Annotated in this window: 15 protein-coding genes; 8 read left to right on the forward strand and 7 right to left on the reverse strand. The window is 42.5% G+C overall.

Annotated elements, in window-relative coordinates:
• Positions 1–41 precede the first annotated feature (41 nt).
• Positions 42–785: an NrtR DNA-binding winged helix domain-containing protein gene (locus L0657_RS24240; protein ID WP_235153362.1), complete on the forward strand. Its 744-nt coding sequence runs from the start codon at positions 42–44 to the stop codon at positions 783–785.
• A 412-nt stretch (positions 786–1,197) separates the two neighbouring features.
• Positions 1,198–2,778, forward strand: a complete 1,581-nt coding sequence (locus L0657_RS24245; protein ID WP_235153363.1) for a Na+/H+ antiporter — start codon at positions 1,198–1,200, stop codon at positions 2,776–2,778.
• A gap of 180 nt (positions 2,779–2,958) precedes the next feature.
• On the opposite strand, the gene L0657_RS24250 is transcribed toward L0657_RS24245, so the two are convergent.
• The 4 genes from L0657_RS24250 to L0657_RS24265 form a co-directional block, all read right to left on the reverse strand.
• A complete protein-coding gene (locus tag L0657_RS24250; RefSeq protein ID WP_304488742.1) occupies positions 2,959–4,020 on the reverse strand; it encodes an NAD(P)-dependent alcohol dehydrogenase in 1,062 nt (353 codons plus the stop codon).
• Positions 4,021–4,181: 161 nt separating this feature from the next.
• On the reverse strand, positions 4,182–4,865 hold the full coding sequence (locus L0657_RS24255; RefSeq protein WP_235153364.1) for a DUF2490 domain-containing protein: 684 nt from the start codon (positions 4,863–4,865) through the stop codon (positions 4,182–4,184).
• Positions 4,865–5,455, reverse strand: a complete 591-nt coding sequence (locus L0657_RS24260) for a hypothetical protein (protein WP_235153365.1) — start codon at positions 5,453–5,455, stop codon at positions 4,865–4,867. The genes L0657_RS24255 and L0657_RS24260 overlap by 1 nt, the downstream gene beginning before the upstream one ends.
• Positions 5,456–5,531: 76 nt before the next feature.
• Entirely contained in the window at positions 5,532–6,308 is a 777-nt protein-coding gene (locus L0657_RS24265; RefSeq protein WP_235153366.1) for an NIPSNAP family protein, read from the reverse strand.
• Positions 6,309–6,620: 312 nt separating this feature from the next.
• Between L0657_RS24265 and L0657_RS24270 the strand changes: the two genes are divergently transcribed.
• From L0657_RS24270 to L0657_RS24280, 3 genes are all read left to right on the forward strand, one after another.
• The gene (locus L0657_RS24270; RefSeq protein ID WP_235153367.1) at positions 6,621–6,872 is read left to right on the forward strand and encodes a hypothetical protein; all 252 of its coding nucleotides are present in this window, start codon (positions 6,621–6,623) and stop codon (positions 6,870–6,872) included.
• 342 nt (positions 6,873–7,214) lie between these two features.
• Positions 7,215–9,158 carry a KUP/HAK/KT family potassium transporter gene (locus tag L0657_RS24275; RefSeq protein ID WP_235153368.1) on the forward strand — a complete coding sequence of 648 codons (1,944 nt, stop codon included), beginning with the start codon at positions 7,215–7,217 and terminating at the stop codon, positions 9,156–9,158.
• Positions 9,159–9,667: 509 nt separating this feature from the next.
• Positions 9,668–10,618: an SMP-30/gluconolactonase/LRE family protein gene (locus L0657_RS24280; RefSeq protein ID WP_235153369.1), complete on the forward strand. Its 951-nt coding sequence runs from the start codon at positions 9,668–9,670 to the stop codon at positions 10,616–10,618.
• A gap of 137 nt (positions 10,619–10,755) precedes the next feature.
• On the opposite strand, the gene L0657_RS24285 is transcribed toward L0657_RS24280, so the two are convergent.
• Both L0657_RS24285 and L0657_RS24290 read right to left on the reverse strand, forming a co-directional pair.
• On the reverse strand, positions 10,756–12,006 hold the full coding sequence (locus L0657_RS24285) for an alkaline phosphatase family protein (RefSeq protein WP_235153370.1): 1,251 nt from the start codon (positions 12,004–12,006) through the stop codon (positions 10,756–10,758).
• A gap of 320 nt (positions 12,007–12,326) precedes the next feature.
• On the reverse strand, positions 12,327–13,631 hold the full coding sequence (locus L0657_RS24290; protein WP_235153371.1) for an OmpA family protein: 1,305 nt from the start codon (positions 13,629–13,631) through the stop codon (positions 12,327–12,329).
• Between the two features lie 774 nt (positions 13,632–14,405).
• Here L0657_RS24290 and L0657_RS24295 point away from each other — a divergent pair.
• The 3 genes from L0657_RS24295 (at position 14,406) to L0657_RS24305 (ending at position 20,819) form a co-directional block, all read left to right on the forward strand.
• On the forward strand, positions 14,406–17,741 hold the full coding sequence (locus L0657_RS24295) for a SusC/RagA family TonB-linked outer membrane protein (protein ID WP_235153372.1): 3,336 nt from the start codon (positions 14,406–14,408) through the stop codon (positions 17,739–17,741).
• 20 nt (positions 17,742–17,761) lie between these two features.
• On the forward strand, positions 17,762–19,237 hold the full coding sequence (locus L0657_RS24300) for a SusD/RagB family nutrient-binding outer membrane lipoprotein (RefSeq protein WP_235153373.1): 1,476 nt from the start codon (positions 17,762–17,764) through the stop codon (positions 19,235–19,237).
• Between the two features lie 349 nt (positions 19,238–19,586).
• Positions 19,587–20,819, forward strand: coding sequence for a PQQ-dependent sugar dehydrogenase (locus L0657_RS24305; protein WP_235153579.1), 1,233 nt, complete (start codon positions 19,587–19,589; stop codon positions 20,817–20,819).
• 127 nt (positions 20,820–20,946) lie between these two features.
• Here the strand turns inward: L0657_RS24305 and L0657_RS24310 are convergent, their stop codons facing one another.
• Positions 20,947–23,697 (reverse strand): M14 family metallopeptidase, encoded by a 2,751-nt coding sequence (locus L0657_RS24310; RefSeq protein ID WP_235153374.1) that lies wholly within the window; start codon positions 23,695–23,697, stop codon positions 20,947–20,949.
• Positions 23,698–23,865: the final 168 nt, after the last annotated feature.

Below are 23,865 nucleotides of genomic sequence, written 5' to 3' on the forward strand. Positions count from 1 at the left end.
AATCTTTCTTTTTTCTAACTTGCACGTAAAATTTTTATATCATGGATGAAAAAGATGAGCGGTTTGAACAAAACTTCGAAGGAGTCGGATACCTGCCAGGCCTGGCTATGGACTTTGTAATATTCGGATTTGATCAGCATCAGCTTAAAATTCTCATTCTGGAATATCAAAATACAAGTTTGTACGCGCTCCCTGGGGGTTTTGTGAAAGAAAAAGAGAATTTGAATGACGCAGCCAGACGCGTCCTCCTTGAACGTACCGGGCTTTCCGATATTTACATAGATCAGTTTTACACTTTTGGAGATTTGGCTCGCTATGATGAAGTGCCGCTACGCACGATAATGCAGGCGAAGGGTATTAGTCCGGCTGCCGATCACTGGTTATTGCGCCGGTTTATTTCTGTGGGATATTATGCATTGATTGATTTTAGAAAAGCCGCTCCCAGGCCTGACCCGCTATCAGATACCTGCGTCTGGTACACACTTGACAAACTACCAACGCTGATGCTTGATCATAATGTTATCGTACAAAAAGCGCTGGAAACGCTCAGAGCCGATCTTGACAGAAAACTGGGTGGATATGAAAGCTGGGCAGCCCCCTTGCTGCCGAAAGCATTCACGATGAGCGAGCTTCAGAAATTATACGAAACGATCCTGGGCCAGAAACTTCGCCGATCAAGTTTCCAGCGGAAAGTGCTTGGCCTTGATATTTTGGAAAGACTAGAAAAACAATATAGCGGAGGTGCGCACAAGGCGCCCTATTTATATCAATTTATAGCGAGATAGTTACTTTCAACTTTGGCTAAACTTAAAATAACTTTTCATTCCGTCATACCGTTTTAAATTAATACCGATTTTGTCCGGTTTATTTTTAAATCAACCAAACAAAGGCAAGTCGAAAGCTTGTTTCAATATTTTTTAAATGTCCTGCACAGTGTCAAATTAAAATAAGTTAATGGAACCTGACTGCTGTACTTTTGATATCAAAGTTATATAGAGTCGGACATGATGGCTTTATATCATTGTTAATTGTCGCCCAGAGAAGTTGAGCCGTACTAACAAGATCATGACCAAATTGTGAAAATCAGGCGACCTGGTATCGATAGTAATGTCAGACCTGGATTTATAGTTAAAAAACAAAAAAAGCTTGAAAAACCGCCGACATTTTTAGTTAATGTCTATCTGCGTATATTTGAAAATGAACGCATATCTACCCTTTCTGATCGCCATGGTTGTTGCCATCGTGTTGCTGAACACTTTGGCCAATAAACTTAAAATCGCCTACCCTATTTTGCTGGTTTTGGCCGGACTTGTGACTGGCTTCATCCCCGGACTTCCTATGGTTCGCATTGATCCGGATCTTATTTTCTTTATTTTTCTTCCCCCGCTTCTATTTGAGGCTTCATGGTCCATCTCATTCAAAGAGATGAAAAGATGGTGGCGGATTATCGGAAGTTTTGCGTTTCTGGTTGTATTTTTTACTGCAATGTCCGTAGCAGTTGTCGCACACCACTTTATTCCGGGATTTACCCTGGCTCTTGGATTTTTGTTGGGCGGAATAGTTTCACCACCTGATGCGGTCAGTACCGGCGCTATCACAAAGTTCGTTAAAATCCCAAAAACCACATCTGCTATTCTTGAAGGAGAAAGTCTGCTGAACGATGCATCCTCGCTCATTATTTTTCGTTTTGCACTGGTCGCGGTTGGAACAGGCCACTTTGTCTGGCAGCAGGCAGCCATGAGTTTTATCTGGATGGTGACAGGAGGTGCAGGTATTGGTTTGCTTTTGGCCTGGATCTTCGTTCAACTGCACAAACGCCTTCCTCTGGATGCCCAGTCGAATATCGCGCTGACGATTATCGAACCGTATTTTATGTACTGGCTGGCCGAACAGCTTCATTGTTCCGGCGTACTGGCCGTGGTAAGCGGAGGATTATTCATGTCTGCAAGACGCCTGGTTTTCCTGAATAGCACTAGCCGCATCCAGAGTTTCAGCGTCTGGGGCAGTTTTGTTTTCATATTAAATGGTGTAGTTTTCCTGATCATCGGTCTTGAACTTCCCGAAATTGTTGAAGGCATGCGCGAAAATGGAATACCATTAAAGACTGCAATCGGATACGGCGTATTGATTACACTGGTTTTGATAACTGCCAGAATCATTAGTTCTTATGCCGCCTTACTTGCTACGTATCTTTTCCGCCCCGGTGTAATGCCTCCTGCCAGGTCCAAAAGGAGACGCTGGATGATGCCACTGTTACTGGGTTGGACCGGTATGCGTGGAGTTGTGTCTTTAGCTGCAGCGCTGGCTATCCCGATTACGCTGGATTCCGGAATGGCTTTTCCCGAAAGAAGTCTGATTCTTTTTATCACCTTCGTTGTCATACTGCTTTCACTGGTTGTACAGGGGTTAACCCTGCCCATGTTAGTCTCCCGCACAGGATTGTTTGAAAGTTTTGAAGAGGAATCTGAGGAATCGACAAGGCGCCGGATGAAATTAGGTTTGAAACAGCACGTATATCAGTTTTTGCAAGACAAATACGAAACTGAGTTAAATGGCAATGAGGCCTTAGAAATTTTTCTTAAAAAGTGGGACCATCGCGCCAAAGCGAGCGATGACAGCTGGATGAATGAAAAAACTAAAACAATATTCTTTGAAGTCCTTGAATCGCAAAGACAGTTTCTGACTGAGCTGAATCAGGATCCTAATATTGATGAAAGTATAATACGTCAGCAATTACAGCAAATCGATCTGGAAGAAGAAAGACTGAAAATAATTTGATCAGGTCCGGGCACAACCTTGCCGTCCAAACTTGAATATTTGTCGACCACTGAAATCTTTACATTTTTCCTTCTAATTGAATTACGCTCTATGGCAAAAAAAATATCCAAAAGGGTCAATTTTCAAATGAACAATTATAAAAGTGCTCCGGCAACATTTGCCACCGGAGCACTTTTTTTGTCAGTTAGCTTTAAGTGACGCCATATCGATCACGAAACGATATTTTACATCACCTTTTAACAAACGTTCATACGCCTGGTTAATATCCTGAATATTGATCATTTCAATGTCTGCGACCAGGTTGTGTTCTCCACAAAAATCCAGCATCTCCTGAGTCTCGGCAATGCCGCCGATCATCGAGCCAGCAAAACTTTTCCGTCCCATAATTAAACTAAATGCAGCTACTGGAAGTGGATGCTCGGGAGCACCAACGAGCGCAAGCGATCCGTCCACGCGAAGCAGATTAAGGTATGCGTTTATGTCGTGCTCTGCGGAAACTGCATCCAGAATAAAGTGAAGTTTACCGGCGTAAGCCTGCATCTGCTTTTCATCCTTTGAAAGCACAACTTCGTCTGCGCCGAGGCGTTTGGCTTCCGCAAACTTCGATTCAGATGTGGTGAATGCAACAACCTCAGCACCCATTGCTTTGGCAATTTTAATACCCATATGCCCCAGGCCTCCAATACCGACAACGCCCACTTTTTTTCCAGGACCGACTTTCCAATGGTGCAACGGTGAGTATGTTGTAATACCTGCGCAAAGCAATGGTGCGGCAGCAGCCAGGTCCATATTTTCGGGAATGCGCAGCACATAATTTTCATTCACCACCACACTTTCAGAATATCCACCAAAGGTTGGAGATCCTGGGATATGCTTGTCTGGCGCATTATAGGTGCCAGTCATTCCTTTTTCGCAAAACTGTTCAAGGTCATCATTACAATATTGACACTCCCGGCACGAATCCACCATACAGCCCACGCCAACTACATCGCCTACTTTAAATTTGCTTACATGGCCACCAACGCTTACGATTTTCCCCACTATCTCGTGTCCCGGAACACAAGGGTACATTGAAGGCCCCCACTCACTTTTTGCCGTATGCAGGTCAGAATGACAAACACCGCAGAACAAAATTTCAATTTCTACATCATGCGGAGTGGGTTTTCTGCGGTTGATGTCCATTTGGTTAAGCGGCGACTGAGCAGCCTCAGTTCCGAAAGCTTTTACAACGGTTGTTTCCATGATTATTGATTATTGTTTGTTTTTTGATGATTGATTATGCGTAGTCAGATTTCTTTGGGAACCGTTTTTTATTATATCCCAGATCGGCTATTTTCAATGTCAGATCGGATCCTCGGTCTCGTAATACATTTCTGGCAGGGAAATTTAAAAAACCAGGCATTTCAGATACTCACAAACCAGGCAATTGTAACCCAGAATTGTTGTGCATTAACTGACTCGTTAAAACCATTTATGCGATACTCAAAGCCCAATTCCAGTTTGTTATTATCGGCAGCGTTATAACCCAATGAAAGTAAACCGCGAATTTCCAGGTCCGGGTTACTTCCGGCAAAGATGCCCAAATATTCGTTGTTAAACTTACCATAGAATTCCTTAGGATCAACTTGTTGGCCATTCAGAGGCAATTCCATACCGAGGCGATACCGCAGGCGGAACTCCGCAGGGTCAACATTGTTAAAAGTCTCGTCTGCCACAACGCGATGTGCAATACTAAGAACTTCCAGCGTATTAACACTGCTAAATTGCTGACTTAGTCGATGCGTGAAACTGCCATCTTCCATGCGGACCATGTACCCGCCACCCAGAGAATTGTCAGCCGAAACCTTTTTCGTAAGCATAAAACCTAAATCCGTTCTTTCATATTCGAATCCATTGTTGACAACTTCTCCCGGCTGTCTACTGGAAAATATTTGTCTTGCTTCCAGCTTTGTGTTGAGCTTCCAGGTTTCTGCAACTTTGGCATTAATATTTATCTGCGTAAGCGAACCAGCCCGATAGTTCGATTGACTAAAAACTGAAAAAGAAGTAAGAAGAACTAAAAGTCCGGTAAGAGTTAATTTGTACATCAGTAAATCAAGTTATCTGTATTACGTTGTACAATCTCCCGGGTGGTAACTATCCTGCCATCGCTTTCAGAAAGTATCTCAAAATAATTTTCTTTCCCATCCCTGGTTCCCTTTATTATCAGTTCATACCTGGTCCGGATACCATCTGTGGCAGTTAATTCAAGCAAAGATTTCTTAATTTTACTTTCCTGCCCGACCCATTGAAGCTGGACTTTCTCAATCCTATATTTCTCAAAAGATTTGCTGAGTTCTTCTTTTAACACTTTGCGTCCCTCTGAAGACATTTCACTAATATTTGACATTATTTCAACATCCTGCAAATTTCCGGTTTCGTCAAACTCAATACTAAACCGTTTTCCGGAAGACTTCAATTTCGCCTCGATAGAATTCCCGGTAAGACTTTCTTCTCTGTACCAGTGGATTCTTGATTTTGGAAAGATTGAGGATACCAACTTCAAAGCTTGCTGCGGTACTTCATTTGATTTGATACTGTATTCCCGCTCATACTTCTTCTGCGCAAAGCCAGGTGTACATAACACCATAGCTGTCCAAAAAAGAAAAAATGTAAGAATGTACTGTTCTAATTTCACAGGAAATTAATTTAAATGAATCAAACTTTTAATGTGCCGTGGATATAAAGATCTTTTCAACACGCGAAATTTTCGCTTATATTTCTGAATAACTCACCGGGTTTAACAAATAAATATCTGCCCTTAAAAAATTATGCGCATATTTTGGCTGCGAATTCAGTTTGATCCATTCTGAATCGGCGCTAAAAGCTTTCCAATGCGCATCCCGTTCCGCTTTATTTTCAAAAGATGTCATATAAACAAGGCTTGGCAATTTACTACCGGCTTTAACTTTACCGCAGAAAACAGTATTGAACCCAAGCCGTTTAAATATATCTAATTCACCATTATTGAACTGACTTATCTTATTTTCATGCAGCTTTTCAGTGGCAGCTTCGTATCTTCTAAGTTCGTATATTCTGTCGGCAGCATCTGATTTAAGCGTAGGAACACTCAGCACAGGCATACCGGAAATGGATTCCATCAAAATTGACTCTATGCTTTTAAAGACAGGGTTATCAAAACTGGTATTCAAATAATCATCTCCGGCGGTAAGATAATTCTTGTCGGCAGCTATATTGTCAGATAGCGAAAAGAATTGTTTTGCAGACTTAAATGGAATGAGCACATAAATCAGCGAATCTGCATTTCCTGCTGGTTTGAAAACGCCAACTTTTCCGATTCCTGCCCGATGAAGTGCAGGTATATAAGCCTGTTTCAAATAATTTTCCAAACAATCACGCTGCTTCTCATCTTTTAAGTGATAAACCTTCAATTGATAAAGCTCTCTTTTTTCTGCTAACGCTGAGGTCTGGGCGAAGGCTGCCATGACAAATAACAAAACTGTGAAATACCTCGCCAAATTCGTCTTCATATTCATTTTAAGGTTATAATTATTGTTTTTAAATGCTGTAATATTTGAAAATTTACTTCCAAGGATCTACGCAGTTACCTGGAAATTTTTATTTGGTCAGTGTCGGCATAACTTTTATCCGATCAAATAAATCGTAAACCTGCGTTATTTGCAAACTCTGCCCTTTTAATATAATATTCGTACCAAATCATGTCAGGATCAATTTTATAAAATCTATCGGTCCTCACAGCCTTCATTTAATTCAGAATTATCTTTATATTAGCACATTGCAATATTGAAATTTTCATTTTTACAACCAGTCACATCTTAACTATGCAAACATTATTGTTTTGGGGAAATGGAGAAGATTTAAGCGATTTTCTATCAGCCCAGCCCAACGGACTGGTGCAAAATGTTGAGATCCAATACAATACAAAGCTTGGCAAAGCTTACGTCAGATCTGATAATCAGAAGGTACTGGATTTGTTATCACAGAAATTTGAATTATTGACTACAAGTCCCGACGAAGAATTTCCAGAGGTCGTTGCCCCAGAAAAATCCGGCTGGATTACTGTTCACAAATAATCTCACTAAATGCTTAACGCATAAAAAGATCACCTTCGACAATTCTTTTTCGAGGGTGATATTTTATATCTTGATAGCTGCTACCAAATATATTTTTCCGCCAGGATTCTCAAATAATTTATACCACTTCGCTTCCGATATCTCCCTTGAAATAGATACACTGCTCTTTCAGCTTACTGATGAGAAAATCCGCATCATATGATAATCTTTTTATGGCGCAAAAATCAGTGGTTACATTTATTATCAGCCAGGTGCCGTTAAATATAAAAAAAAGGGATTACTTTGAAATAGCCATTGTGACAAACATCAACAACTTACGTTTCAATAAATAAAAAGTATTAAATGAATATGGACAAACACAGTTCAAAGGCGTCTGCTGCTGGACTTTTAATTGCGCTTGGCATTATCTATGGTGACATCGGTACATCGCCGTTATACACAATGCAGGCAATCATTGGAACGGAGCGCATCTCACTCGACCTGATTTATGGAGCCGTATCATGCATTTTCTGGACACTATCTCTCCAAACAACGCTAAAATATGTCATATTAATCCTGAGAGCGGACAACAATGGTGAAGGTGGAATTCTTGCTCTTTATACATTAATCCGAAAAAATGCAAAATGGCTCATAGTACCGGCAATTATTGGGGCGAGCACATTGCTGGCAGATGGGATTATCACGCCGCCAATGTCTGTGTCTTCGGCTATTGAAGGTTTAAGAATTATTTATCCTGAGATTGAGACAATGCCTATTGTCATTGGTATCATTACGTTATTATTCATCATACAGATTTTTGGCACCACGCTGGTGGGAAGGGCGTTCGGCCCCGTCATGACCATCTGGTTTTTAATGCTATTCGTTTTGGGAGCTGCGCAGGTTATTCAGCATCCGGAAATCCTGAAAGCTCTTAATCCCTACTATGCCTACAACTTACTCGTATCACAACCAAACGGTTTTTGGTTATTGGGCGCTGTTTTTCTCTGTACGACAGGGGCAGAAGCGCTTTACTCAGATCTGGGACATTGCGGAAAGGGCAATATCAGAGTAAGCTGGATTTTCGTTAAATCCTGTCTTGTAATTAATTATTTCGGACAAGGTGCCTGGCTGGCTCTTCACGCCGGCGAGCTTCTTGATGGCCGGAAACCGTTTTATGAAATTATGCCAGGTTGGTGGCTTATTGCCGGAATCAGCATTGCAACGATGGCCGCGGTCATAGCTAGTCAGGCACTGATTAGCGGTTCATTTACGTTGATTTCGGAAGCGATCCGACTTAATCTTTGGCCAAAAGTTCGACTGATCTACCCAAGTGACCAGAAGGGACAGCTTTACGTTCCAAGTTTAAACTGGCTTCTTTGGGCAGGATGTATCGGCGTGGTTCTCTATTTTGAAGAATCGACCCATATGGAAGCGGCGTATGGCCTCGCCATTACGCTGACAATGATTATGACAACGGTTTTGTTTTCCTTTTACTTATTCGTAATTAAGAAAAATAAAATCGCAGCGGGCGTGTTTTTACTCGTTTATCTGGCTATTGAAATTTCATTTCTTGCGGCTAATTTACTTAAATTCTCACATGGTGGCTGGGTTTCACTGCTGCTTGCTTTGGTCATAGCAGCTGTGATGGGTTTATGGTTGAAAGCCCATTATATCAAACTTCGGTTAACAGAATTTGTTGATTTGAAACGCCATATTTCATCTCTGAAAGAACTTAGCAATGACATCAGCATACCTAAATATGCGACACACCTGATCTTTATGTCAAATGCTGATCAGGAAGATGAAATCGAGAGCAAGATTCTTTACTCAATTTTCCAAAAACGTCCAAAAAGGGCTGATATCTATTGGTTTGTGCACGTGGAAACGACAAACGAACCATATACAATGGACTATCATGTGAATGTGATGGCCGAAGATGATGTAATTAAAATTACTTTCCGCCTGGGATTTAGAATTGAACAGCGCATCAATCTCTTTTTACGAAAAGTGGTGGAAGATATGGTTTTAAATAAAGAAGTTGATGTGACCAGTCGTTATGAATCCCTAAACCGGCAAAATGTAATGGGCGATTTTCGGTTTGTTGTCCTGGAACGTTTCCTGTCCGTCGAAAATGATCTTTCCTGGTTTGACGAATTCGTAATGAAATTTTATTTCAGTATAAAAAGCATTACAAACTCAGAAGCTAAATGGTTTGGTTTGGATAGCAGCTCAGTAAAAACCGAAAAGGTCCCGCTGGTAATCCGTCCTAATCGAAATATAAGAATGCACAGGGTTTATGATCATTGATTGATTTGGAAATCTGGTATTTGCCTTGCCCGTTCAACAAAGTATAACGAGCAAGGATCGGCGGAATTATTCAGGCAATCTTGTAAAAGCCAATCAGTCGCAGCAAGTTGAAAAGATTTAAAATTTGGTAGTAGAAAGCCATACCCAGGTCGCTGCTAATTAACTTTTACAGGTTCACAGTCTCATTATTTCGAATTAATATTTTTCAAGGAGCGGCATGATTTCTTTCATGTCGCTCCTTTGCATATGCAGCAAATGCTCCCCGTTCTAACATGCGCGGATACTAATGCGTTTTCAACAGTACTTCAAAAACTAGACAACGTTGTCTACCCTAGTAATGCGCCAACTAACTTTGGCACAATAATTTAAATAACACACAGTGAGGAGAACTCTGAGTCAGGCGATTGAAATTTAGTTAATTACCTCATTTCATTCAACTAACAAGTTTCAGGAATTCATCTCAATCTAACCAGCATTACATTCATATCAACTTAACCAAACTACATTTTATGAAATCATCTCGCCTCATTCAGTCTTTAACACTTATTTCTGTGCTGGGCCTTAGCGCTTGTGAAGATCACCGCGATAGTCCAAATGCGCCATTTCCCGAACGTATCGATTTTGTAGCTGAGCGCCAATACCCGGAAGGGATAGCTTACTCTTCTCAGTTATCGAAATTCCTGATAACTTCAATCCCATTAGGGAAAATCGGGACGGTCAGCACCGACGGAAAATATGAAGATTTGATTAACGCACCGGAATTGATCAGCGGAATCGGTATGAAAGTTGCCGGAAATTACGCATTTGTTTGCAACAGTGACCGTGGTATATCAGTTAAAAGTACAACAGCAGGCGCTTTTCAAACCGCAGAACTTTTGGTCTTCAACCTGACTACACGACAATTGGAACGCCGCACAAATCTGGCTTCGCTGATCCCGGCTGAGCAGCGGAACTTCGCTAACGACGTAACACTTGCGCCGGATGGTACCGCCTTTGTTACTGACTCTTTTTCGCCGGTGATTTACCGGGTTTCTCCGGATGGAATTGCCAGTGTTCTGGCGCGGGATGAAGTTAATTTTACAAGCCCTGGTTTTGGATTAAATGGGATTGTTTACCATCCTGACGGTTACCTCATCGTTGCGAACACCGGACAGGGAAAACTCTTTAAAGTGGATTTACAAAATGGCAATCAGGTGAGTGAAATTATAGGCACAGGCGCGCTTCCGGGTGATGGTTTAACACTTCTTGATGGCGATTTGTACGTCGTGACAGGTGGAGCACGCGTCGCTCAACTTCGCAGCAGCGACAACTGGAAAACTGCTTCGATCCTAAAATTTGATGAGGTCGGTTACTTAGGTGCAACAACCAGCGTTGCAGTTAATAATCAAATATATACACTGAATGCACGAATCGGAACAATTGGAGATGCCCGGGATTTTAGTATTCAGCGGTTCCGTTAATCTCAGAAAAATCTAATCAATCTATTTTGAGGGTTGATAAAATTATAAGCGCAATAAGATCTCCGAAACTAAACGGAAGCTTATTGCGCCTAATTTTTTGGAAATAACCTGACCGCCGGTCAACGAATCGAGTTTAATTATTCAACAATCCAGCGGTTAACCGAATTATATTTTCCCTCCACTACAAGTTTATAAAAACCCTTTGGCAGTTTATTGATATCTATCGAAGCTTTCCCGGCCAAAACAGGTACCTGACTCATAAGCATATAGCGGTCGTTCCCTCCGGTTTCAAAATGATTAGTAACAGATACCCAAATCTTTACATCACCTTCATTATTTTTTGCCGACCAGCTCACGTTTATCTTGCCATCCGCCTTTGTAGCTGCCAGCTCTGACACGGAAATTTTTCCTGTCAACGAGATTCCGTCCAACTCGAAGAATTGTTCTTTCGGTATTTTCAGATCCAGATGCCGTGCCATGGTTGGCATGATATCGACAATAGAAGGAATTTGCTTGTGATCAGCGGATTTCGTAAAATAATCATTTAAATCCTTTGCGTTGGTAACAATCCAGGTACTGCGCTCGGCATCTGATTGACCACCATGATCTTTCCCTGAGGGTTCTCCCCTTCCATGATCAGTTGTAATAAAGACCTGCCAGTTTTCGCCATGCTTACTCTCCCTTTCCTTGACCGCCTGCCAAAGCTGGCCCATCTGCGTATCCATCCGCTTGACAGCATTAAAAAATTGATCACTATTTCCGTAACGGTGCCCCATGTCGTCCGTAAATTCGAGATAAACCCACGACAGGTCAGGCGCTTCATTTTTAATGTGTAAGGCAGCCTCATCCACTACCTTTCCGTCAATCTTACTGATGTACTCAGCATTTTTGTCGTGTGGGAAGTTGATCGTATCCAGTTCAAAACCATCGAAAAAATAATCCATTTTCATTTTCCCAGTTTCCGGTAAATCCGTTCCAATCAGCTTAGTGCGGTTATCAAGCCAGGTAGAATAAATTGCCGTCTTTTTCGCAGGATAGGCTTCCCGGAAAAATCTGAATATGGTCCAGTAATGATAGTTGGGCTTTTTGATATTGTTATCCCATACGTTGTGTTTATTTACCCAGGTTCCCGTCAAAAGGCTGTTGTAGCCTACCGCAGAAATCGTAGGCGTTTGGGAATAGGTTTTTTTCTCGCCACCCACATAAGCCCGGGTAATGCCTCCAACTTTGGCAATGGCATCCAGATTTGGAGTCGATACTTTTTTTAACTGTTCGTAGGATATACCATCGACGATCACAAACAAAGCTTTATTTTTACTGTTTTGTGCAAAAGCAGCGTCTCCAAAAAGAAGTGAAACCGCAAAAAAGACAGACCGTTTTAAATACATTTTTTATCTTAATTTTTAATAATTTTAATTCAAAAACTCAATTGTCCTAATAATGCACAGATATTTCGTTCTATATCGAAGACTAATTTGAATAACTTTCTGATCTTGAATGACTATTCCCAAAGGTTTGCAAAATTGCTGAATCAACCGCAGAATAGTTTTACTTCAATATTAATTTATCTTCACTATTCTGCCCGCTACGGAGAGAATTTAGCTGTCCATTTTTTTTGGGAGTGGAAAGTCACGTGACGGAACGTTCCAAATTGCAAAAAAAGCCGTCCGAACATAGTCCGACGGCTTCTGTTTACCTAATTCTTGATTTACATTTTAACAAATTCAACACGCCTGTTATTAGCTTTCCCGGCTGTCGTGTCGTTAGAATCGACGGGCTCTGCCTCTCCCTTGCCATCACTTTGCAGCCGCGAAGCTTCAATTTCAAACGTTGCCGAAAGCGCAGAGCGCACCGCATTTGCTCTTTTTTTGGAGAGTTCGACATTTGTAAGTTCATCGCCATCGGAATCTGTATAGCCGATAATATTTACTTTAAGTGAGGAATTCTCCTTCAATAACTGAGCGATATCCTGTAAAGTACCAAATGACTCTGGTTTAATCTGATCACTGTTCACGTCAAAGAGAATACCATTTGTACTGAATTTACCTGCACTCGCCAGTTTGTTTCTCAGATTAGGAGCACCAACAGCCAGGCGGATGTTCCCCGTAAAAAATGCACCTTCTTTATTGTCATATTCGGGATTGCTTGACGAAAAAATCATGGAATTCAAAACTGCCCCGGCATCCAGCGCCCTCGGCAGATCCAATACCTTTGTACTGTCCAGATAGACCCGGATACGTTGTTTTTGCCGCCAGATTGAAATTTTAACCGCTGGCTTGTCTGGTGTTTTAAATTCAGGGACACTATTCTTGTACTGATCACCTATTAGGTTCGTTGAGTAGTACATCTGTCCTTTGCCTGATGCCGGCTGAAAAACGAGTTTAAAATTCGCAACATCCGACACTTGCATTTGTGCTCCCATTTTAAACTTTTCATCAACAGTTTTGGTCTGGATCAGACTGATCATCCATTGACCAATGCCGGCAACCTGTTTGTTGGCCATCAGCTCCATTTGAAGTGTAAAATTTTCAGGCAAATCACCATTCATATTTTCTGGATAAAATACGCCGGATTGTGCCATACGAAGCCATTTTCCTTCCCGGCCATCGATCTTTACGAGCTCAGCGCTTGACCTGGTGTTCCAGTTTGATGGAAAATCCCCAAGTGACTCCTGAGAAAAATCTTCCAAAACAATCACCTTTTCACCAGCAATAAAATCAAATTTTGAGTAAGAATTAATGTCATGAATTTCGGTACCTCTTTCGCTTGTATTCTGAGGTTTTTGTTCAGCTTCCGGGCTATTAGTTGACACTGTAGAAGACTCCGGTTGTGAAGGCGTTTCCTGGGGTTCCGTTTTATTTTTTGGTTTCTTTTTCTGAGTTGCCTTGTCTATTGACTGATCAATTTTTTCGCCTACCTTTTGTTCAACTTTATTCCGAACGCGATCTAAAAGCTGTGCGTTGCTTTCAATGGCATAAACACTTACTATTAAAATCAATAAGATTTTTTTCATTGCTAAAAATTAGAATTATAAAATCACCAGAGGAAGCTGCAAAACAGTCCATGGGAGCAAATCAGACTAAAATCATTGTTATTACCAAATTAAATTTGAGTTAAGAAATGCGTAAAATACTGGGCTCCTCCGGACTGCTGTAACAACGCTTAAAAGCTTACTCTCTTTGTAACCGCTATTTTACTGAATATAAATGAGTTAACATCTGAAAAAATTTATTAGTGAATTTTGAATTAATTTCAGTCGTCTCAATACTTAAAAAATCTTATACTAAATCTTCCGCCAGTTTTAAAAAAATCGTCCTCAACGCCTGATTCCTGGCAAAGGCCCAAACCATCTCTTTCCGTAATGGCCAACGCTTATGCATACCATAAACATCAAAATTTTTTTATCACTTGCAGCTGCCTTGATATTTGATCCAAATAAAAATATTTCTATCTTAATTGCTTGTTTTACAGGGATTATCGAACTTAAAAAGGCACCGTACATAAATTATTTTGAGACCAATTTGCCTGCGTCCAGAAGAGATAAATTTGCGATAATCAAAACAACATTTAGGTTTGAATTCCGCTGCCGTTTTTTAATAATTCCTATTTCACAATTAACAATTTCTTCATTTTTGTTTCAGTAATTAAAGCAGCAAAAAAGTGATTTTTGTCTCAACCAAAGGTTTCAAAGCATTTGACGTTAAACAAATTACAAAGAACTCTCCTCGAAATATAAATGAAAGATGCCGATTGAATAGTTGTCGTACTCATCTCAAAAGCTTATTTTATGTTAAAAACATTACCTATTCCTAAACATTTTCGGAAGCTCTCCCGGGTTGTGCTTTGCCAGGCGTTACTTGCCGGGAGTCTGGTTCCGGTTTCAAAAGCAGAATTCAATGTGCTGAGCACCATTAGAATCGACAAAACTATTACCGGGCGAATTATCGATGAAACTGGCAGCGGACTGCCTGGTGTAAGTGTTATCGTAAAAGGAAGCAGCTCAGGAACCATTTCAGACGGTGAAGGAAAATACCAGATCAGCGTTCCCGATAACGCAGTCTCGCTAATATTTTCCTATGTCGGTTACCTGTCCGTAGAAACTCCGGTCGGAAACGCGACTTCTCTGGATATCACCATGCAGCCTGACGCTAGAAACCTGAATGAAGTGGTGGTCACTGCCCTTGGTATCAAACAGGAAACCAAGCGTCTAGGCTATGCGGTTCAGGAGTTGAAGGGTTCGGATTTGGACAAAGCCCGCGAGACCAATTTTGTCAGTGGGCTGGCAGGAAAAATTGCCGGCGTTCAAGTCATGACCAGCCCGAGCGGTATCGGGGGCTCGGCACGTATAACCATTCGGGGGGATAAATCTCTTGATATTAATAAAAACCAGCCGCTTTTTGTAATTGACGGCGTACCAATTACCAATGCATTAACGGGTTCAAGCGGACGGGATTTTCAGGAACTCGATTATGGAAACGGAGCTTCACTGATTAATCCGGATGATGTAGAATCTATGACTGTGCTTAAAGGTGCGAATGCATCGGCACTGTATGGGTCCCGCGGCGCGAACGGTGTGATCGTCATTACCACCAAATCAGGTAAGAACAGCAAAGGGCTGGGCGTATCGGTAAATGCCGGCCTGACTTTTGAAAACCCTCTGATACTTCCTGATTTTCAGCGCGTTTATGGTCAGGGGAACAATGGTGAATTTAGTTTCGTAGATGGAAATGGCGGCGGTATTCGTGATGGTGTGGATGAAAGCTGGGGTCCGCAAATGGACGGAAGACTTATTGCCCAACACAATTCTCCAACTTCGAATGGCTTCCGTGGCGGTGATATCTCCCTGGTTGATGACGGTGTCCTGGGATCACCCGCAGACCTTGCTGCACGTGGAACGATCACGCCAACCCCCTTTCTTCCCGGGAACGATCTGAAAGAATTCTACGAAACAGGTATAACCAAAAATACCAACATTTCAGTTACCGGAGCTAATGAAAAGGGCGATTTCAGATTATCCTACACGTTGCTTGACCAAAAGGGAATTATTCCAAATACGGATATAAAGCGTAACACGTTTGCTATCAACACCGGTTATAACCTGTCGCCAAAACTTTCTGTTCGTATCTCGGCGAATTATGTAAATTCAGCAAGCGACAACCGCCCGAACCTGACATACGGAACCGAGAGTATCATCTATCTGCTGCACTGCTGGATGGGTCAAAATGTAGACTTGAACAGTTTGAAAAACTACTGGATTCCCGGAATGGAAAATAAACAGCAGTTCAATTTCAATTATAACTACCACGATAATCCATATTTCAACCTATACGAAAATACGAACAGCCAAAGCGCGAACAGGATTTTCGGAAACATTGCCGTTAAATATAACTTTAACGATTGGCTGAGTTTACAGGTAAGAGGCGGTACTGACTTTAATAATGATCTCAGAAAAAGAAGACGTGCTTTCAGCACGCAGAGATTTCCGTTTGGCAGCTACCGTGAGGAACGTGTAAAAAATGGAGAATCTAACTTTGACTTCCTGTTTAACGCTTCAAAAGAGATTAACGAAACCTTTACAATCGGAGCAAATTTTGGAGGAAACCGCCAGATCAGTAAAACAAATAATTTTGAAGTTACGGCGCCTCAGCTTTTGATCCCTGGAATTTACAGCTTTAATAACACCCGCGTCGCGCTGGTAAGCTCGATCGACGATATCAATAAAGTAGTCAACAGTTTATACGGGTCAGTTCAGTTTGGTTATAAAAACTTCCTATTCCTGGATGTGACCGCTCGAAATGACTGGTCAACAGCGCTGACGCTTCCAGCGGCGGCTGATTCGTTAGGACAAACGATCAATTCCTACTTTTATCCTTCTGCATCATTGAGTGCAGTGGTAAGCGATATTGTTCAACTTCCTGAATGGGTTTCATTCGGTAAAGTTCGCACCAGTTTAGCTCAGGTAGGTAACGACACAGATCCTTACCGTTTCACATCCGGCTATATCCGCGACAATCCATGGGGTGATTATCCAATTTACAATTCCAACAGCACACTTGTAAATTACAATCTGAAACCTGAGATCAGTACATCCTTTGAAATTGGTACTGAATGGCGGTTTTTGAAGAGCCGTGCAGGTCTGGATTTTACTTTTTATAATATCAATACAAGAAATCAGATTCTTCCATCCGTGCCCGTTTCGCTTACATCTGGGTACAATACTAGGATCGTAAATGCCGGTGAGATCAGAAACTACGGGTTTGAAGTTGTGCTTTCAGGAACACCGATACAAACCGAGGCTTTCCGTTGGGATATCGGAGTGAACTGGTCGGCCAACCGCAGCAAAGTAATCGAATTTGATGGTGTGGTTGAGGATTACCAAATGGCTGAACGTCACGGCGTATCGATCCGCGCACAGGTTGGCGAACGCATGGGAGATATGTATGCTATTGGTTTCAAACGTGTTGAAGATAGAAACAGTCCTTATTTTGGCCAGAAAATATTGAACGAATCTGGCCGGTATGTCAGCACGAATAACCGTATCAAGGTAGGAAATTATAATGCCGACTGGATGGCAGGTATCCGCAATACCTTTACCTATAAAAATGTAAGTCTGGGTGCGCTTTTGGATATCCGTCACGGCGGACAGATTTTCTCTGAAACTTTTGTTGTAGGACTGGAAGCAGGTCAGCTGGAAGAAACTTTGGAAGGACGCGCAAATGGATATGATCTGACCGTTCCTGGTAATGGCGTAATCGCCCAGGGTGTCATTGAAAATGCAGATGGAAGTTTCCGCCCAAATGATGTGAAACTTTCCGCCCGCGAATATCATCAGTCACGTACCGGAAACCGCGATATCCCGGAAGGCGGAATTTTCAATGCTTCTTACGCCAAACTTCGCGAAATCAGACTTGGCTATACTGTCCCTGCGAAATACTTATCAAAAGCTAAAATCAGAGGTTTGAATGTTTCCGTTGTAGGCCGTAACCTGGCTGTATGGAGCAAAGTTCCGCATATTGATCCGGAGACTTCATCGCTAAGCGGCGGAACAATTATCCCTGGTATTGAATCGGTTGGTATGCCTACAACGCGCAGCTGGGGTTTCAATCTTGGATTTAACTTTTAATCAGGCTAAACCTTACGACAATGAAAAAGACAAAACAATATATAATCATACTGGTCGCAGCACTTTTCCTTCTGCCAGCTTGTACCGATGATTTTGTAGAAAAAAACACGGATCCCAATGCGATCACCGATGTAACGCCTGACCTGCTTCTTCCCGGTATTATTCGTACCGCCGTCAATGAAATGGTTAATCAGAGCTGGGGAATTGGCAATATTGTTATTCAACATACCGCTAAAATTCAGTTCGTGTCTGAGGACCGTTATACCTGGGGCGACCGCGACGGACTTTGGAATAACATGTATAACAATCTCCGGAACGTACAGCTTTTGATTGAGCTGAGCGACAAGAATAATTCCAAAAACTACAAGGGTATTTCATTGATCATGCGCGCCTGGATGTATTCGTTACTGACCGATGCGTATGGCGACGTTCCATATACCGAAGCGACGAAAGGAATCAGCGGCACATTTACACCGAAATATGAGACGCAGGAAGTAATTTATGCAGGAATCCTTAATGATTTGAAAACGGCCAACGATCTGCTGGGACCAGGCGAAACAGTTGTGGGAGATTTAATTTACAATGGCGACGTACAGCAGTGGAAAAAGCTTGCAAACAGCCTTCGCCTTCGTTATCTGCTCAGGATTTCTGATGTGAAAGATGTAAAGGCGGATATGCAGGCCATTCTTGCCAACCCAACTGCCACTCCGATTTTCAGCGAAGAAAATAAGAACAGCGACAACGCAACCCTTCGTTATTTGACTTCTGCGCCAAACCAGTTTCCGATGTATACTGCGCGTCAGGGATCTTTTGATGAATTTCGTTTGAGTAAAAATCTGGGAGATAAACTTACCGCTCTATCTGACCCAAGAATTACAGTTTTTGCTCAACCGACCGATGCATCTGTTGCAGCTGGCGCACCAAAATATACGGGAGTACCTAACGGATTAAACGAAGTTGCTGCGCTGGACTATGCCGGAGGACCTAATAACGTTTCACGGGCTGGTGCTCTTTTTTACAAAGGCTCAATCACCGAGCGCGGGCTGGACGTAGCCAAAGGATATATTATGGGATATCCCGAGCTTCAATTTGTATTGGCCGAAGCGGTGAAAAAGGGACTGGTCACCTCGACCAAGACAGCTCAGATGTACTATGAAGAAGGTGTTAGATCCGCATTCGATTTTGTTGATGTGACCATGCCTGCAAATTATCTTACAAGCCCGGGTGTAGCGTACAGCGATGCTGATGCACTTACGGTTGTCGGTACACAAAAATGGATTGCGCTCTTTTTTACCGGACTTGAAGCTTGGTTTGATTGGCGACGTACCGGAATCCCGACAATTACTGCCGGACCGGATAATGTAAATGGCGGAAAGGTTCCTGTCCGTTTTGCTTACCCGCGCAGCGAACAAGTCCTGAATGCCACTAGTTTGAATGAAGCAGTGGCAAGGCAGGGCGCTGATACCTACAATACAAAAGTATGGTGGGATAAATAATAAGCCCGACTATTTCGATATCGGTAAAATCAAGTTCTGTTGAAACAAAATCCCCAGAGATCTTTGCGATGCAAAGATCTCTGGGGATTCTATTTTTAGGAAGTTTGGGCCAATTTTCACGTAGCATGCATGAATAACCTGGAACTGGTATGTGGGTGATTTTGACGGTAATGATATGCATCCAACGGTACTGAAAAAAACTGTTCATAATCAATTTGCCCCTATGAAGGACTTCTTTAAATAAAACATATTATTTTTGGTACTAAAACCTCTTTGTAGGTTGTAACAATGGATATTGGGTTGACTATTGATTATTCAGTCCTTTTTAAAACCTTTTAATATTATAATGATGAACAAAAAAATCTTGCTGGTACTTGCCGGAGCAGCTTTTGTTTTTACGTCTTGTCAAAAAAAATCTTCTGAAACTTCTGATGCCGCAGTAACCGACAGTACATCTGCCCCAGTAGAAACCCAAAAAGCCAATTCAGATTACAAACCTGCATTTGCGGGACAAACCAGGATTGGCGGAGTTAAATCAACCACCGCTTACGAAGGGAAAGTTTTGACGAGCGATCTGAAAAGTCCGTGGGGTATCACAAGCCTTCCCGACGGCCGTTTAATAATTACGGAAAAAGAAGGCACAATGCGGATTGCTACAACAGAAGGTAATTTAAGTGCACCGATCACTGGTATTCCTGCGGTAAACGCTGACGGACAAGGTGGTCTGTTAGGAATTCGTGTGGATCCTGATTTTGGAACAAACCGTATGATTTACTGGATATTTTCAGAGAAACGTCCGGATGGAAATCTAACTGCTGTTGCCAAAGGGAAACTTTCCTCTGACGAAAAGAAAATTGAAGGCGCAACGGTCATTTACCGGGCCACGCCAGCATATGCCGGAAATCTTCACTATGGAGGCCGCATTCTTTTTGACAAAAATGCAAACCTGATCATCAGCACCGGCGAACGTTCCGACACGGTAACCAGGCCGCAGGCTCAGCAATTAAATTCCAGCCTTGGGAAAGTGATCCGGATCACCAAAGAAGGCAAACCGGTCGCTGGCAATCCATTCGAAAGTAAGAGCGGAGCAAAACCAGAGTTGTATTCTTATGGTCACCGCAATGTTCAGGGTCTGGCTTTTCATCCTGTTTCAGGAGATCTTTGGGAAGTTGAATTCGGACCAAGAGGCGGAGATGAACTCAACCGCATCGAAGCAGGTAAAAACTATGGCTGGCCAACAATCACTTATGGGATCGAATACAGCGGCAAAAAAGTTGGCGATTCGATTCAGGTTAAGGAAGGAATGGAGCAGCCGGTATACTACTGGGATCCTGTAATGTCTCCAAGCGGAATTACATTTTACAGCAGTGACAGCATTCCGGAATGGAAAAATAATCTTTTCATTGGTGGTTTGAGCAGCATGCACATTGCGAGACTGATCATTGAAAATAACAAAGTGGTAGGGGAAGAAAGACTTCTTGCAAACGAAGGCCAGCGCTTTCGTGATGTTACCGAAGGCAAAGATGGTGCGTTATATACTGTAACAGATCAGGGAAGATTATACCGCGTTTACAAGAAATAAATTTGATGTTGTAAAACGACAATAATACCATTTAAGATTTATAAGAAAAGTTCTCAGAACTGAGCCCGGGCGCAGTTTCTGAGAACTTTTCTTATTTCTTCTAGATAAAAAAAACTAGTCTCGAAGTTTAATAGAGCTGATTAAACAGCCATTTGAATGTTCCATGAGACTGAGACCTGAACGTAATTTCCGGCCCGAAAGCGTAGAGTTTGCCTTTTCCTACATTGGCTTCAAAGGCTGCTACCCCACCCTGTAGATATGCCTGCCCCCACGCCCACCCGCTCCGAAGCGGACTTGCGTTGGGAAACCAGGCAAGCGGTTTGATAATACCTTTCGCGATAGCATCAGGTGAAACCGTAAAGACAGGACTATTGTCAAAATAGACATCGGTTTTAGCATTCATTCCCCAGCTCGCTTTTGCGGTGGTATCGACGCTCACATTCAAAAGACTGCCCGGAATAAAGTATTTTTCTGATGGCAGCGGCTCACTGCTTCCACTTTTTGTTACCTCGGTTATTGCATTACGAACAGGCAAGCCCAAATGATAAGCAAGTCCGGTACTGCTGCCAATGGAAACGATTTTCCCACCAGCTTCCATGAACTTCTTCAATTGCGGAATGGATTTCGAAGCTGTTAGCGATCCCATCATCGGACGAAATTCTTCCGGAACTTCCTCTTCTTGTGGCCCTCTGCTTACAGCCATGGCGTTCATCACAGAATCGCGCGGCGAAGGGGCCGATATTGCACGGGTTACGAAAACGATTACATCATACTTGCTGCGCAAATCAGTACCGTCAATTTCTTTGGCAAAAACAACATTGAATGGAAAATGGTATTGTTCCAAAATCCAGCGCACCCATCCTGAAGGCATTGAGCCGCCATAAGTATCCCAGAGCGCTACTCTTAGCGGTTTTACTTTCTCCATTGATCCGGCAGGTTTTTTGGATACCGCGCCAACCTGGATACCGAGTTCTTTCGAAGATTTTTCTACGATACTTTTTGACTTTGCACTTTGAGGAATATAAAAAGTACCGTCAGATAGTCTAAAAACATCGGCTCCGGCCTTCAGCAGATCATTGACAGCTACGAAAGCGTCATTGACGCTGGCCTTGATCTGATAACCAGCAGAACCGGAAGTGACCTTACCTGCTGCCAGCTGCAACTGGCCATACGGCATTTTCTCAAATGGTCCGTCAAATGGGTCCAGTATACGGTCAAATTTCACACCCATCTGAAAGGCGAGTGTCCATCCAGCAGCATCATAAGGTTTGATAGGAGGACCGCCGGGATATTGAAAATCATTTGGATAATCCTGGGGTTCAAACATATCGAGGATATGCGGACGAAAAGCCTGAGCCGTTTTGACAATATAGGAACCGGCAGGATAATTTTTGCCCGCTACTGAAAACGAAGAAGTTAATTTTTCGATCTGGATACCAGTCCTTACCAAAGCGTTAATAAATTTAACCGCAGTAGGAAAGTCGGCCTGGTCCGAGGGAATAATGTAACCCCGTGGATCACGTTTGGCAGGAGCCTGAAATATTTCGTCATAATATTTTGAAGGTAGGCCTCCGCCAGTACGAGGAGCAACGCCAGCGGAAGCCGTTGTTTCTATTCCCCGTGGCCTTGCCTTCGCCTGATCAGCTTTGTAGGCCTGATGGATTTCATCCACGCGTTTGGGTGTCGGTGTCCAGTAATCGTTGCTGCCGCGGTTAATGGAATTTTTGCCCATTACATAAATATTGTAAAGCAGGTGATCGCTGTTACGCGCTGCATAATCCAGAACGGAATAGTTCAGTGACACCGAATAATCAATCGACTGTTTAAAATGCCAGGTTTTCTGAGGCGTTACCGGAAAAGGAGTGTTATTATTTGGAATCAAACGCTCAGGAATCAGCGGAACTGGCTCCGGCGTAGGCCCACCGATAATCTCGGTAAGAATCCCGATCATGTTATGAAAGTGCGTGGTTGTGCGCAATCCCCCATTGTACCAGGTAGAAAAACTTGAACCTGTCAAGCGCGTAAATCCAGGTTTGTTTTCAGCATTCAAACGGTTATACATCGCCGCTCCCACCGCATCAATTCCGGTAATCATCATTGGATCAAAAACATAATTAAATGGATCCCGGTACGGAGGCCCGGCTAAAATAGAGCCCGCCGGACCACGCTGATGGTGGTTGTACATAATCTGCGGTATCCATTCCACGAAGAGCTGCTTACCCATATTCCGGCTTTCTATCTGGTTTTGCATAAAAAAGTCGCGGTTATTATCGTGTCCTACGTATTTTTGATAAAGCCTGGGTATCCCCTCATTTTTTCTTTTTGCGGGATCTTTTTCTCTCATATACCAATCCGAAACCAGCTCCTGTCCATCAGGATTTGCATGCGTAAAAAGAATAACAACCTTATCCAGAATCCTTTTATTTTCTTCATCATTCCGGCTGACTATATTGTAAATTGTCTCGATCAATTGGTGTATCCCAACAACCTCGGTCGCATGTAAACCGCCATCAATCCACACAATTGACTTCCCTTCTGCCGCCATTGCACGAGCCTGCTCTTCACTCACTCCCTCTGCACGGGCCATTTTAGTTGAAATTTCCTTGTATCGTTCAAGTCGTTTAAGATTTTCAGGAGATGAAACAATCAGCATATATTGATCCCTGCCTTCGGCTGTCTTACCAATAACTGTCAATTTAATCCGATCAGAAACTGATGCAAGTTTCTTCCAGTAGGCTTCTGTTTGGGTAAAATTAGCCAGCTGATAGTCATCGCCAATCGTGAAACCAAAATGTTCTTTGGGGGTAGGAATCGTCTGAGCAAAAGACAACGAAATGGACAAAATAAACAACAAAACATGTAGACGAATTCGTATCATAGAGAACCGATTAGCGATTAGTAAGTGATTTGAATGACCTTGAAAAGAGTTTGGAATAACAACACGACGTTTTTTCGAACGATCAAGGTACCCCGACAACCAAATTCTTTCATATTTCTGCGAATGATTTGCAAAACGGATTTCACAGGGCAATCAATGGCAGCCTCC

The organism is Dyadobacter sp. CY345, from assembly GCF_021502725.1.
Taxonomy (GTDB): domain Bacteria; phylum Bacteroidota; class Bacteroidia; order Cytophagales; family Spirosomataceae; genus Dyadobacter.